At 63.2% G+C, this 14,200-nt stretch carries 11 protein-coding genes; 1 reads left to right on the top strand and 10 read right to left on the bottom strand.

Annotation, left to right across the window (positions count from 1 at the left end; all coding sequences use genetic code 11):
* Position 1 precedes the first annotated feature (1 nt).
* The 4 genes from F1609_RS01390 to F1609_RS01375 all read right to left on the bottom strand — a co-directional run bounded on the left by F1609_RS01390 (position 2) and on the right by F1609_RS01375 (position 2,555).
* On the bottom strand, positions 2-967 hold the full coding sequence (locus tag F1609_RS01390) for an aspartate carbamoyltransferase catalytic subunit (RefSeq protein WP_099875215.1): 966 nt from the start codon (positions 965-967) through the stop codon (positions 2-4).
* On the bottom strand, positions 960-1,478 hold the full coding sequence (pyrR, locus tag F1609_RS01385) for a bifunctional pyr operon transcriptional regulator/uracil phosphoribosyltransferase PyrR (protein ID WP_167073921.1): 519 nt from the start codon (positions 1,476-1,478) through the stop codon (positions 960-962). The genes F1609_RS01390 and pyrR overlap by 8 nt, the downstream gene beginning before the upstream one ends.
* Positions 1,462-1,803, bottom strand: a complete 342-nt coding sequence (ruvX, locus tag F1609_RS01380; protein ID WP_215907622.1) for a Holliday junction resolvase RuvX — start codon at positions 1,801-1,803, stop codon at positions 1,462-1,464. Before ruvX ends, pyrR begins: the two co-directional genes overlap by 17 nt.
* A gap of 89 nt (positions 1,804-1,892) precedes the next feature.
* Positions 1,893-2,555, bottom strand: a complete 663-nt coding sequence (locus tag F1609_RS01375) for a YqgE/AlgH family protein (protein ID WP_167073919.1) — start codon at positions 2,553-2,555, stop codon at positions 1,893-1,895.
* Between the two features lie 192 nt (positions 2,556-2,747).
* Here F1609_RS01375 and F1609_RS01370 point away from each other — a divergent pair, with 192 nt between their 5' ends.
* The gene (locus F1609_RS01370) at positions 2,748-4,196 is read left to right on the top strand and encodes a cryptochrome/photolyase family protein (RefSeq protein ID WP_167073917.1); all 1,449 of its coding nucleotides are present in this window, start codon (positions 2,748-2,750) and stop codon (positions 4,194-4,196) included.
* Positions 4,197-4,268: 72 nt separating this feature from the next.
* Here F1609_RS01370 and F1609_RS01365 read toward each other — a convergent pair whose 3' ends face one another.
* The 6 genes from F1609_RS01365 to F1609_RS01340 all read right to left on the bottom strand — a co-directional run bounded on the left by F1609_RS01365 (position 4,269) and on the right by F1609_RS01340 (position 14,131).
* Complete coding sequence (locus F1609_RS01365; RefSeq protein ID WP_167073915.1) at positions 4,269-10,151, bottom strand: hybrid sensor histidine kinase/response regulator; 5,883 nt, start codon at positions 10,149-10,151, stop codon at positions 4,269-4,271.
* 27 nt (positions 10,152-10,178) lie between these two features.
* Complete coding sequence (locus F1609_RS01360; protein WP_229421542.1) at positions 10,179-12,494, bottom strand: methyl-accepting chemotaxis protein; 2,316 nt, start codon at positions 12,492-12,494, stop codon at positions 10,179-10,181.
* Between the two features lie 44 nt (positions 12,495-12,538).
* Entirely contained in the window at positions 12,539-13,081 is a 543-nt protein-coding gene (locus tag F1609_RS01355) for a chemotaxis protein CheW (protein WP_243492478.1), read from the bottom strand.
* Between the two features lie 3 nt (positions 13,082-13,084).
* Positions 13,085-13,456, bottom strand: coding sequence for a response regulator (locus F1609_RS01350; RefSeq protein ID WP_167073913.1), 372 nt, complete (start codon positions 13,454-13,456; stop codon positions 13,085-13,087).
* Positions 13,457-13,471: 15 nt separating this feature from the next.
* Positions 13,472-13,873 (bottom strand): response regulator, encoded by a 402-nt coding sequence (locus F1609_RS01345; protein ID WP_126076625.1) that lies wholly within the window; start codon positions 13,871-13,873, stop codon positions 13,472-13,474.
* A gap of 105 nt (positions 13,874-13,978) precedes the next feature.
* Positions 13,979-14,131 (bottom strand): rubredoxin, encoded by a 153-nt coding sequence (locus tag F1609_RS01340; protein ID WP_167074514.1) that lies wholly within the window; start codon positions 14,129-14,131, stop codon positions 13,979-13,981.
* Positions 14,132-14,200 lie beyond the last annotated feature (69 nt).

Raw genomic sequence — 14,200 nt, 5'->3', positions numbered from 1 at the left:
TTCACCCTTGCGCTCCTGCCAGAATACTCATTACCGCCATGCGTACCGCGATCCCGAACGTCACCTGCGGCAAAATCACCGCCTGCGCGCCATCGGCCACGGCCGAATCGATTTCCACGCCCCGGTTCATCGGGCCCGGATGCATGACGATCGCATCGGGTTTGGCCAGCGCCAGGCGCTCGGGCGTCAGGCCATAGCTCTTGAAATACTCCTGCGCCGACGGCAGCAAGGCGCCGCTCATGCGCTCGTTCTGCAGGCGCAGCATGATGATGACGTCGACGTCTTTCAAGCCCTCGTCCATGTTGGTAAACACCCGCACGCCCATCTGTTCCAGCCCGCCCGGCAGCAAGGTGTGCGGGCCGATGGCGCGCACTTCCGGCACGCCCAGGGTGGTCAGGGCATGGATGTCGGAACGCGCCACGCGGCTGTGCAGAATGTCGCCCACGATGGCCACGCGCAGGTTGGTGAAGTCTTTTTTGTAGTGGCGGATCGTGTACATGTCGAGCAGGCCCTGGGTCGGGTGCGCGTGGCGGCCGTCGCCCGCGTTGACCACGTGGACGTGCGACTGCTTCGTGTCGATCAGGTGCTTGGCGATCAGGTAGGGTGCGCCCGACTGCGCGTGGCGCACCACGAACATATCGGCGTGCATGGCCGACAGGTTGTCGATGGTGTCGAGCAGCGACTCGCCCTTGCTGGCCGACGACGCCTGGATATTCAGGTTGATGACGTCGGCCGAGAGGCGCTTGGACGCGATCTCGAAGGTGGTGCGGGTGCGCGTGGAGTTTTCGAAGAACAGGTTGAACACGCTCTTGCCGCGCATGAGCGGCACCTTCTTGACTTCACGGTCCGAGATGCCGACGAAGCTCGACGCCGTGTCGAGGATATGATTGACGATCGATTTTGGCAGCCCTTCGATGCTTAACAGGTGCTGCAGTTCGCCATTTTTATTCAGTTGCGGATTAAGCATGGTCTTCTTCTATGGTGAGCGAAAATTGCCCGTCGCCGGCACGCGCCAGCGCAAGCGACTGATTGGCTTCCAGCGCCACGCTGGTGGCGACGAAATCGGCCGCCACCGGCAGCTCGCGCCCGCCGCGGTCGGCCAGCGCCGCCAGCATGATGCGCGCCGGACGGCCATAATCGAACAGCACGTTGATCGCCGCACGCGTGGTGCGCCCGGTGTAGAGCACATCGTCGACCAGCACGATGTTGGCGCGGTCGACGTTGAACAGGATGTGGGTCGGCTTGACGTCCGGATGCAGGCCCTTCTTGGCAAAGTCGTCGCGGTAGAACGAGACATCGATGAAGCCCAGGCGCTCTTTCAGGCCCAGGTCCGCCGCGAGGCGTTCGGCCAGCCAGGCGCCGCCCGAATGGATGCCGATGATGGCCGCGTCCTGCACCCCGTGCAAGCCGCCCTTCACCTGGCCGAGCAAGGTTTGATACAGCGCCTCGGCGTCGAGCTGATTAGTTGTTGTTGGCATGGTCGTCAAAGTATTGTTGCAAAATGATGGAGGCGGCCTGGTCGTCGATGATCTGGCCGCGCCTGGCGTTGATCACGGCCGACGAATAGCGTTCGTCTACCAGGGTGACCGGCAGGTCGAAGCGTCCATGCAGCTGGTTGGCGAAGCGGCGGCAGCGCAGGGTCATCTCGTGTTCGGTGCCGTCGGGGTGGCGCGGTTCGCCCACCACCAGGCGGGCCGGCGCCCAGGCGGCGATCAGCTCGCCGATCTGCTTGAAGCGGGCCGCGTTGTCGATGGCGTTGACCACCGCGAGCGGCTGCGCCTGGCCGGTCAGGGTGTTCCCCATGGCGATGCCAATACGCTTGATGCCGAAATCGAAGCCGAGTACGAGTTCAATCACCGCTTCAGCCACGCGTGCGCTTCCCGCGGAGTTGATCACGCATGGCCGGCCTCGGAAGCGAGCATCATCGGGTCGATGCCAAGCAGTTTGATGGCGGCGTTGTAGCGTTCTTCGATCGGCAGGTCGAACAGCACGCGCGCGTCGGCGCCCACCGTCAGCCAGCCATTGCGGCCGATTTCATCTTCCAGCTGGCCCGGGCTCCAGCCTGCATAGCCGATCGAGACCAGCAGCCGTTGCGGGCCGTCGCCGTTGGCCACCGCTTCGAGCACGTCGATCGAGGTGGTGAAAGCGACGTCCTCGGTCACGGTGAGCGAGGACGAATAGCGCGCGCCTGGCGTGTGCAGCACGAAGCCGCGGTCGTCCTGGACCGGGCCGCCGAACATGATCGGCTCGTTGACCACGGTGGTGCGCAAGCCGTCGGCCAGTTTCAGGTCGATCCGTTCGAACAGCACTTCCATGGTCATGTCGGTCGGCTTGTTGATGACCACCCCGAGCACGCCTTTATCGTTATGCTCGCAAATGTAGACCACGGTGCCGCCGAAAATCGGATCCTGCATCGACGGCATCGCTATCAAGAAATGATTTGCCAAATTCAATGTGAACGCCGATGCCGCGACGTTGCCTTCGTCGGGACGAAGCGCCTCGTCCTGCGACATGCCGGGCACGGGCAGAGTTTTGTCGATTTTGCTTTTCTTCATATTCGTCACTCTCTCTGCTCGCTCTCTGATGTTCCGCTTCGCTGCTATTATCCAAGCTTGCAAACGATGGATTTGTCGATAGTTTACACTGAATTGCGGCCGCCACCATGGGAAGCGCCATCACGCGCGCAGCTAAAGCGATGGTAGCCGATAATCTCCCCACCTTCCTTGATACCGAACACCAACAACATTATGAGTAAATCGCTCGTCTGGTTTCGCCGCGACCTGCGCGCCTTCGATCACGCCGCGCTGCATCATGCACTAACGTCGTCGAATAGCGTCTATTGCGCGTTCATTTACGATAACACAATCCTCGACAGTTTACCGCGCGCCGACCGCCGCGTCGAATTCATTCACGCCTGCCTGGCCGAACTCGATGCCGAATTGCGTCAGTTGGGCGGCGGCCTGATTGTGCGCCATGCCGACGCGGTGGAGGCAATTCCAACACTGGCCGCCGAATTGGGCGTGGAGGCGGTGTTTGTCAACGGCGACTACGAGCCGCAGGCGATCGCGCGCGACGCCCAAGTGGCCGCGCGGCTGCAGGCCCAGGGCCGGCGTTTTGTCAGCTACAAGGACCAGGTCATTTTTGAAAAGAGCGAAGTGCTCACCCTGGCGGGCCAGAACTTCTCGGTCTTCACGCCGTACAAAAACGCCTGGCTCAAACGCATGGCGGCCGAACCCGATTGCGTGGTGGCGTATGCGGTCGAGCCGCATGCGGCGCGCTTTGCGCCCCCTGTTGGCGAGGAGCGCCTGCCCACCCTGGGCCAGATCGGCTTCGAGCCGACCAACCTGTCGGCCTTGTCGATCCCGACCGGCATGAGCGGCGCGGCGCAGCTGTTCGAGGACTTCATCGGCCGCATCGCCGACTATGGCGAAGCGCGCAACTACCCGGCGGTGAAAGGGCCTTCGTACCTGTCGGTGCACCTGCGCTTCGGCACCCTGTCGCTGCGCCACCTGGTGCGCACGGTGACGCAACTGATCGCGCGCGGGGCCGGCGGCGAAGGCGCGCCGGTGTGGCTGTCGGAACTGATCTGGCGCGATTTCTACGCCATGATCCTGTATAACCATCCGCATGTGGTCGAGCGCGCGTTCAAGCCGGCCTACGATGCGATTGCGTTCGAGACCGGGCCTGATGCCGACGAGCTGTTCGCCGCCTGGTGCGAAGGGCGCACCGGCTATCCGCTGGTCGACGCGGCCATGGCGCAGTTGAACCAGACCGGCTACATGCACAACCGGCTGCGCATGGTCACGGCCTGCTTCCTGATCAAGGACCTGGGGATCGACTGGCGTCGCGGGGAGGCGTATTTTGCGCTGCACCTGAACGACTTCGACCTGTCGTCGAACAATGGCGGATGGCAGTGGGCGTCGTCGTCGGGATGCGATGCGCAGCCGTATTTCAGGATTTTCAATCCGGTTACGCAGTCGGAGAAGTTCGACGCCAAGGGCAAATTCATCCGGCGCTATCTGCCGCAGCTCGATGCGCTGTCGGACAAGGAGATCCACGCGCCGTGGACCGTGCCGCCGATGGTGCTGGCGCAAAAGAAGATCGTGCTGGGGAGGGATTATCCGGCGCCGCTGGTCAGGCATGACGAGGCGCGCGCCAGGACGCTGGAGCGCTATGCGGTGGTAAAGGCATCGTAATGGCGCGAGCATAAAAAAACGCCCTGCACCGTTTGACCGGTGCAGGGCGTTCTTGTTTGTGCCGCCTGTCGCTTAATGCGCTACCGGCATCTCGCGATTGAGCAAACCGGCGATTGCGGCCAGCAGCATGTCTTCCTGGAAGGGCTTGCCGAAGTAGGCATTCACACCCAGGTCGAGCGCGTAGTTGCGGTGCTTGTCGGCGGTACGCGAGGTGATCATGATGATCGGGATCTCTTTGGTGCCGCTGTTGCCGCGAATGTTGCGGGTCAAGTCGAAACCATCCATGCGCGGCATCTCGATATCGACCAGCATCAGGTCGGGCACGGTCTCTTGCAGATGCTCGAGCGCGTCCACGCCGTCCTTGGCCAGCACCACCTGGTAGCCCTCGCGCTCCAGCAGACGCTGGGTCACTTTGCGCACGGTCAGCGAATCATCGACCACCATGACCACAAAGTCGGCCGCACGCGTCTCGGGCACCGCCGCCACCGTTTCCACGACAACGCGCTGGCGCTGTTGCGGATGATGGTCGAGGTGATGCGACAAGGCCACCGGGTTCAGGATCAAGACGATATCGCCCGAACCGAGCACCGTCGCACCCGAAATACCGATCATGCGCGAGAGCTGCGGGCCGATGTTTTTAATAACGACCTCGCGGTTACCCTGCACATCGTCGACCTGTACCGCCAGGCGGTCGGTGCCGCTTTTAAGCACCATCACCGGGCACGAACGCTGCGACATCGGCCGCGCTTCGGTATCGCCCAACAGGGTTGGCAGGTAATGCAGCGCCACCTTCTGGCCCTGGAATTCGACAAACCCTTCGGCATGCGCGGCGTTGACTGCCGCTTCTTTCATCTGCAAGACCTGCTCCACCAGGATCGATGGCAGCGCAAAGGTCTTGGTGCCGCTGGTGGTCAATACGACCTGGGTGACCGCAAGGGTCAGCGGCAGGTGAATCGTGAAGCGCGCGCCCTTGCCGGCTTCGGTGGAAATCGCCACCCGGCCGCCAAGCGCCTGCGCTTGCGAGCGCACCACGTCCATACCCACGCCACGGCCGGCCAGTTCGGTCAGCGCATCGGCGGTCGAGAAGCCTGGTTCGAAAATCAGGTCGGCCGCTTCGGCGTCGGTGACGATCGCATTCGGCGCCAGCAGGCCGTTTTCACGCGCCTTGGTGCGAATGCGGGCCAGGTCGAGACCTGCGCCATCGTCGTTGAACTGGATGACTACCTCGTTACCTTGCTGGCTGACCTGGATCAGCAGCTCGCCCGTTTCGGCCTTGCCGGCCGCGCCACGGCGGGTACGCGACTCGATACCGTGCACGATGGCGTTACGCAGCAAGTGCTCGAACGGCGCGGCCATCTGTTCCAGGACGCTGCGGTCGATTTCGACCGCGCCGCCGCGAATATCCAGGTTGACCCGTTTGTCGATCTCTTTTGCGGTCTGGCGCGCCACGCGGAACAGACGCTCCGACAGGCTGGCGAACTGCACCATCCGGACGCGCATCAGATCCTGCTGCAAGTCGCGCGTCAGGCGCGACTGCACGTTCAAGTCGTCGGTGGCGCCATCGACCGTGCGCGTCAGGCTTTCGTGGAACGACGCAACGTCGTTCACCGATTCGGCCATCATCCGCGTCAGTTCCTGCAGGCGGGTAAAGCGGTCGAATTCGAGCGGATCGAATTCGCGTTCGCTGGAAATCGACATGCGCGACGAAATCTGCGATTCCGCCTGCATCTCGACTTCGCGCAACTGGCGCCGCAGGCGGCCCAGATTGTCCGAGAAGTCGGAGAGCGAGGCCTTCAGGGTCGAGACCTGGCTTTCCAGCTTCGAGCGCGTGATCGACACTTCGCCTGCCTGGTTGACCAGGCGGTCCAGGATGTCGGCGCGTACCCGCACCAGCGGCGAACGGGCCGTCGCCGCATGCGCATCGTCCACGCTGCCGGCGACCGCCGCGGCCAGGCCCGGCACCGGCACGACGCCCAGTGCTGGCTGCTGCAATTGTTCGAACAGCAGGAGCGCGTGATCGTAGTTGGCCATCAGTTCGTCGAACGCGGCTGGCGTCGACGTTCCGGCGTGGACCATGTTCTCGATCTGCGTTTCGATCTCGTGGGTGTGCTGGCCGAGGCGCATCGCACCGGCCATCCGCGCACTGCCCTTGACCGTGTGCAGGGTACGCAGAAGCTGCGCTACCGGCGTAGTGTCGGACGGATTTTGCTGCCACTTGCGCAGGTTGTTGCCGATTTCCGGCAGCAGGTCGGTGCCCTCTTCCAGGAACACCGGCAGCAAGTCGACGTCAAGGTCATCGGCGAACGACGTTTCGGGCGCCACCGGCACAGCGGCCGTCTCGGACTCCGGTTGCAGCAAGGCTTCGAGCAGCGGTACGTGCGCCGTCATCGGCTGCATTGGCACCGGTTCCGGTGCGGCTGCGACGACCGGCTCTTCGATCACCGGTTCTTCGATCACCGGTTCTTCGACAACTGGTTCGGCTTCGAGGACTGGCTCTTCGAGCACAGGCTCTTCGACCACCGGTTCGGCTTCAAGAACCGGTTCGGCTTCGATGACTGGCTCTTCAAGCACAGGTTCAGCTTCAAGCACTGGCTCTTCGACTACCGGCTCGGCTTCGATGACTTCTTCGGCCTCGATGACTTCTTCGGCTTCGACGACTTCTTCGGCTTCGACGACTTCTTCGGCCTCGACGACTTCTTCGGCTTCGATGACTTCTTCGGCTTCGACGACTGCTTCGGCCTCGATGACTTCTTCGGCTTCGACGACTTCTTCAGCGTCGAGCACCGGCTCGGCTTCGAGCACCGGCTCCTGTGCTTCTTCCAGCACCGGCTGCGCCGGTTCCGGATTGGCCAGCAGCGGAATGTCGAACGGATCGTCCTCGCCGAACAGGGCGTCGATGGCGTCGATTTGGGGTTCGGACGGGGCGTCGGCCACGGCCGATGCGCGTTCCGGCATCACCGGTGGCGAGGCCACCAGCTCGTCCAGCGTTTCGGCAAACAGGCCGTCCAGGCGGCGTGCCAGATCTTCGTCGGCGCCCGCAAACACGGCGGCCGCTTCCTGCGCCGCCAGCTGCTCGCGCAGGACGTGCAGGCGTGCCACCAGATCCGGCTCGGCCGGCGCCAGTTCGCCCAGCGCGAAGCGCTGCAGCATGTGGCGCACGCGCTCGATGGTTTCGTCGAGCAGGTCGCGCTGGGCGTCGTCGAACACCGGCGCGGGGCTCTTGAGCACCATTTCGACTTCGTAGGCGATTTCGCGCAGGGCGTGGAAGCCCACCGTGGCCGAAGTGCCGGCCAGGGTATGCGCGGCTTTTTCGGCTTCCGGCGTGACCTGGCGCTGCGGTTCGTGACGCCATTCGGCGAAGTCCTGGCTTAACAGGCGAACCAGCTCGTCGGTCTCGGCGAGGTAGATGTTATACAGCGGCAGCGGGATTTCGAGTTCGCCAATGCGCTTGGTATTGTCGTCGTCGGCGGCGATGGTGCCCGGTACCGGGAACTCGATCACATTGCCAGGCGCTGCGCTCTCGGTCGCAGGCAGGGCGATGATGTCGTCGAGAATCATCGGTTCGAACGAATCGTCGATCGCAAAGTGTTCGTCGTGATGCTCGTCCACCGGCGCGGCTGCCACGATCTCTTCGACAAGCGGCGCGGCCGGGGCCTCGTCCGCGCTGTCGCGTGACCCTGCGTCGACCGAGAACGCTTCGCCATGCTGCACGCGTTCGGCGGCGGCGACCAGTGCTTCGCTGGTGCGCTGCGAGCTGCCGCTAGCGGCCAGCTGCTCGACCCAGGCGGTCATGTCGGTGGTGGCGTAGGTCAGCAAGGCCAGCAGGTTGGCGTCGGCGGCGCGTTCTTCCGACAACCACAGGTTCATCACTTTTTCGACGGCGGCTGCGCCTTCGGCAAAGTTGTTCAGGCCGACCATGCGTCCACTGCCCTTGAGGGTGTGGAAGGAGCGCCGCAGCATCGTCAGCGTTTCCAGGTTGTTCGGCATGCTTTGCGCGGCCGGCAGGGTCGAGCCGACAAAGGCCAGCACTTCCTGCGCTTCGGAGATGAAAATTTCGAGCAGTTCGGCTTCGATTTCGTCGTCGCCCGGTGGCGCGGGTGCGGCCACCACGACCGGCATCCTGACTTCTTCTTCGACCACTGGCGCGACTGGCGCAGGGGCGTCGATCACAGAGATAGGCTCGATCTCGAGCACCGGTTCCTGGTCGAATTGCGATTCGCCATGCGCCGGTTTTTCGAACGGAACGGCGCGCAGCATGCCCTCGCTGCTATCGAAGGTGAAGCGCTCGCGCGCTTCGTCGACGTTCTTGGCCAGCATGTCGACAAAAAAGCCCAGCGCGCCGATGTTCTGGGCGATGTTTTGCAGCGAGGCCGCTTCCAGTTCCGGATTGCCTTCGGCCGCGGCCAGGGTGCGTACCGCATCCTTGACGTGCAGGGCGGCGCGCATCGCGTCTTCCTGGTCGAGGATGGCCACGGCGCCCTGCAACTGGTGCAGGACCGGATCGATCTGGGCCAGGGTGGCGCGCTTGCTGGTGTCGGAATAATAGTCGTCGAGGACTTTTTCGACCTGGCGCAAGCCGTTTTTCATTTCGGCGGCCAGCACGGCGACGGTCTGCTCGTGCTGGATGCGGCGCGACAGGTCGCCCTGCCATTGCGGCGCTTCGGGCGGCGTTTCGCCGGCGCCAATGGCGGTCAGGCGCGCGCCGATGATGTCGGCGTGGGCCTCGAAATCGTCGGGCAGCTGGCGGATTTTATCCAGGCTGTTCTCGATGAACAGCATGGCGGTCGCCATTTCGAGACTGAACACGCTGTTATGCTTGGTCGCGGCCGTGGCGGTGGCCACGTGCACCATCTGCCGCTGCAGGCGCGCCAGCGCCGGAGCGCCCAGCTTCTCGCCGGCGGCTGCCATGGTATTGAGCAGTTCGACAAATTCGGTTTCCAGCGCCGGCAGCGGTTCGACCGACAGGCGGTCCCAGTGGCTCTTGGCCTTGGCCAGGGCTTCCTTGGCCGTTTTCAGCGCGTCGGCGTCGATGCGGCCGTAGCGGCGCGTATCGTAATCGGCCGGCACCATGCCGTCCAGATGATAGGCACGGCGCAGGGCCAGCGCCGTCGGCGGCGGATTGGGCACGGCGGCCATGAAGAACAGGGCGTCGCGCAGCATCGTTTCGGGCAGGCTGACCTGGCCTTGCGAGAGGCGGCGGATCTGCAGATTGATCAGGCCGAAAAGCTGTTTGACATACAGGTCGCTGGCCAGGTGGCCCTGGGCCACCAGTTCGGCGAAGCCCTGCATCGCCATCCAGAAGGTGCGCGGCAAAGGCTGGTCCTGGGCGTCGGCCACGTGGGCGATCGCGTCCAGTAACACCTGGGCGTGCTGCTGCTGGCTGGTTTTGTCGGCGCTTTTCAGGAACGGCAGCAGCGCTTTTTCGAAACGCGTGCGGCAGGCCGCGTAGTCCGGCGCCGCGTCGCTCGCCACATGGCGCTTGAGCGACACCGGCGCCGACAGGTCGGCGAAAAACAGGTCGGCCGGGTGGATCCGGTCGGCGCCCAGCATTTCCTTGAGCGCGCGGTAGTAAGGGAACAGGCGCGCCGGCTGCTGTGGCGCGCCCGAGAGCAGTTCTTCGAGATACTCGATCACCGCCTGGTAGGCGTGGGCGATGACTTGCGCGCGCTCGGGCGTGCAGTCGAGCAGGCCATCCTTGAAGCGGTCCAGCGCGCTCTCGGCGGCTTCGGTCATGGCGCCGGCGCCGTCGACATCGACCATCTGCAAGGCGCCATGCGCCTGGTGCAGATAGGCTTTCGCATGTTTGAGCGAACTTGCCTGGGCTTCCGCCGTATGCTCCGCCGCCTCGGACAGCGCGGTGTTGGAGCGGCCCAGCGCATCGCGGATCTCGCTCATGACCCAGGACAGGGGTCCTGTGTCGAACTGCGGCACGTGCGAATTGTCAGTAGTGGTCATGCTTACCTTGATAAATCAACCGGGTTCTCAAGCCACCACGCGGAAGCGCGATACCGAGTTTTTCAGTTCCTGCGCCAGCAGCGACAGTTGGCGAATCGATTGGGCGGTTTGCTGCGTACCGTCCTGGGTATTTTCGGTCACCGACAAGATGTGCTGAATGTTGTGCGCCACATCGTTGGCCGATGTCGCTTGCAGCTCGGTTGCGAACGAAATGCCCTGAATCAGTTCCGCAAGACGGTTCGAAACGCGCGAAATGTCGGACAGTGCGGCACCCGCGGCATCGGACAGCCTGGCTCCCTCGACCACACCCTGCGTCGATTTTTCCATAGCGGCCACCGCGTCGTGGGTATCGGTCTGAATGGTACGCACCAGCGCGCCGATCTGTTTTGCCGCTTCCGCCGAACGTTCCGCCAGTCGCTGGACCTCTTCCGCAACCACCGAGAAGCCGCGACCGGCTTCGCCGGCCGATGCCGCCTGAATCGCCGCGTTCAGCGCCAGTACGTTGGTCTGTTCGGTAATGTCGGAAATCAGTTCCGTGATCTCGCCAATCTCCTGGGACGATTCGCCCAGCCGCTTGATGCGTTTCGAGGTTTCCTGGATCTGCTCGCGGATCTCGTGCATACCCTTGATCGAGTTTTCCACCGCCGTCGAACCTTGCAATGCCGCCGCAACCGACTGGCGCGCAACCTCTGCCGATTCATTCGCCGACTTCGATACGTCGGTAATTTCGTTCGCCATTTTCAGAACCGTCTCGGACGCTTCCTGGATCTCGCGCGACTGCTGCTCGGTCGCCGCCAGCAGGTCGGTCGAAATATTCTGCGCGTTGGTCGATGCCGACGTCACCTGCTCGGCCGTTGTCGTGACGCGTTCCACCAGGCCGCGCAGCTCTTCGACCGTATAGTTAACCGAGTCGGCAATCGCGCCGGTAATGTCTTCCGACACCGTTGCGTGCACGGTCAAGTCACCGTCCGCCACTTCCTGGAGTTCGTTCATCAGGCGCAAAATAGCTGCCTGATTCTGGTCGTTGGTCGCTTTCGCTTCTTCTTCCTTCGACTGCGCCAGCTGGCGCATCGATTCCGCTTCCTGGCGACGCACATCGGCGCCGCGGGCCCGGGTACGCGAGTCTTGCAGCATGACGCGGGCGATACTGACGCCGACGCCCAGGGTGAACATGGTGGCTACCGCCATGATCCAGAACCATACGGTGCTCGAATCCTGCTCGTTACGGAAGCCCACCTGCACTTTGGTCAGCAGCGATTTGACTTCTTCGTTCTCGTAGAAGATCGACTGTTCGGCGCCTTTGGCGGCCGTGAATTTCGGCAGGTTGTCGAGGATCGAAGCCACCAGTTTCTGGTAGGTGTCGAATTTCGATTTGATCTGTTCGAGCTTGACGCGCAGTTCCGCGTCCTTGGTCGCCGACAGCTGCATGGTCTCGTTCCCGTTCAGGAAGCCTTCGACCGTGGTACGGAAGGTGGTGGTGTCGCGGCCCAGCTGGAACGCGGTTTCGGGACGAATACCGCCCGAGGTCAGGAACTCGCTGGCGCTGCGCGAGAGGCGCTGGGTCAGCATCATCAAACGGCCGATCGCCGCCAGTTCACGTGGCGTGCCGCCGCGCTGGACTTTGTCGTTGAGCAGTTCTTCGGTCATCGTCAACAGCTCTGGCGAGAGCGTGTCGAGCTGGCGCAGGGTCTTTTCGAAGCCCGTCAGTTCCGGCTTCATCTTCATGATGGTGCCGGCGGCATTGTCGGTGCTGACCCACTTGGTCTTGGCCGCGGCGATCAGGCGGTTCATGCTCGCCGGTGGGGTCGGCAGCTGCACGCCGCCGATCTTGCCGCCACGCTGCAGCGCGGTCAGGTCGGCGTTGAGCTGGGCACGGCTTTGCTCGAGCTGCGCGAACGCTTCCGGGTTACCCTGGATCGCGTTAGGCGCCGCTTTACCGATACGCTGGGAGTGCATCAGGGCGTCCGACGCGATCTGCGTCTGGGCAGATGCGTCGGAGCTACTGGCCGCGTTGCGCCACAGCGCCAGCACGGTGACCAGGATGCCGGCCACGAACACCATCAGCAAGATACGCAGCTGGCGCGGCAACGACAAATGGCCGATGAACGGCAGGCGCGCTTCCACCTCGCCGTCGTCATCGTCGTCGCGCCGCTTGCGGCCCATGATATTGGCCAGGCGCAGCTCGTCGTGCTGATCGAGTTCGGCGCGATGGCTGTCGTCGATCACGTTCTGCACGCCCGCCGGCGCGTCGTCCTTGTTCAAGGCCGCAGCCTCCAGGTCGGGACCGAATTCAGTATCCGGTACCGGCTCACCCTTTGGGGTACTCTTCCATGCAAATCCCATTCCAGCTCCCAGTTTCTTAAGGTATGGCCACTTATGACTGCGGCTTAAAATCCAACGTGCAAAAACCGCGCATCGGTGACGAGGGCCGCCAGGTCGAGCGGGATCCATTCGTTCGCGTCGGTATCGCGTAATCTGTCGCCAATGACTTCCATGTCGCCGGCGTGGCGCAGGCCGTAGACGCGGGCCACCAGCAGGCCGCAGTTAAAGCCCAGGTGGCTGGCCAGGGTGACGATGCGGCTGTCCGGGCCAACCTGCGTTTCGGAGCCTCCCTGGAAGCGCGCGAAATCGATCAGGCCAACCAGGTTGCCCCGGATATTGGCCAGGCCCAGGTACCACGGCTGCGTCAGCGGCACCACCGTCACCGGCGGCACCGGCACGATCTCGCCGGCCTGGGTGAGGTCGAGCAGGAAGCGCTCGGCGCCGATCAAGACCCCCAGCTGGTTGACGCGCGCACCGCTGTTGGTGCGCGCCGCCTGCATGCGTTCGAGCAGCTGCACCTGGTACTCGCGCAGGCGGGTGCGGCGTCCCGCGCCATCGCTGGGCGCGGAAGCGATTGGGGCAACTGGGGCGAAATCGACGTCGCTCACGATTTAGGCGCCGCCGAGGGCGGCGATCTTCGCCAGCAGCAGTTCGGCGTCGACCGGCTTGACCATGTAGTCGCGCGCGCCCTGGCGCAGGCCCCAGACACGGTCGGTTTCCTGGTTCTTGCTGCTGCAGATGATGATCGGCACGTCGCCCAGCTCGGGGTCGCGCGCGATGGTGCGGGTGACCTGGAAGCCGTTCGCGCCAGGCATGACCACGTCCATCAGGATCAGTTCAGGTTTGTCTTCCTTGATCTTGAGCAGGGCTTCCTCGCCGTTTTCGGCGGTGGTCACGGTGAAGCCGGCTTTGACCAGGATGTCGGTCAGGTAGTAACGCTCGGTCGGGGAATCGTCGACGATCAGGATTTTTTGTATGGCCACGGGAGGCTCCAGTAATTATTTTGAAACGGTATCGGCAGTGTGCTCGCGCACGGCGCTAAGCAGACTGTCTTTGCTAAAGGGTTTGGTCAGATAGGCGGAGGAGCCGACCATCAGGCCGCGCGCCCGGTCGAACAGGCCGTCTTTCGACGACAGCATCAGCACCGGGGTGGCATGAAAACGCGCACTGCGCTTGATCAGCGCACAGGTCTGGTAGCCGTCCAGGCGCGGCATCAGGATGTCGCAGAAGATCAGCGACGGATGATGGTCGTTAATCTTGGCCAGGGCATCGAAGCCATCTTCGGCCAGCACCACCTGATATCCTGCCTGGGTGAGGAAAATCTCGGCCGATCGACGAATCGTGCTGCTGTCGTCGATCACCATGATTTTCAGTACGTTCGGTTGCGGCAATGTCGTCATATTCAGTTTCACTCGGCATGAGCATGAACGATATCATAGGGCAACCCTTTTGTCCCCTTAATGTTGCGGCTAGTCAACATGTGTCGGCAATAAGCCTCATGCCAATCAGATAACTGTCATTTCGAAGTCGTCTTTACGGGCGCCGCACTCCGGGCAGGTCCAATTCATGGGCACATCGGCCCAGCGGGTGCCGGGGGCGATGCCTTCGTCGGGCAGGCCGGCGGCCTCGTCGTAGACCCAGCCGCAGATCAGGCACATCCAGGTCTGGAAAGCGGCGCCTGGTGCGCCGGTTGATTCATTGCTGCTCACGTTGGACTACCCTTCTAT

This window comes from Massilia aquatica (assembly GCF_011682045.1).
Lineage (GTDB): Bacteria > Pseudomonadota > Gammaproteobacteria > Burkholderiales > Burkholderiaceae_D > Telluria_A > Telluria_A aquatica.
Note: the sequence above shows the minus strand (reverse complement) of the source record. Positions and strands in the feature narration are given on the sequence as shown.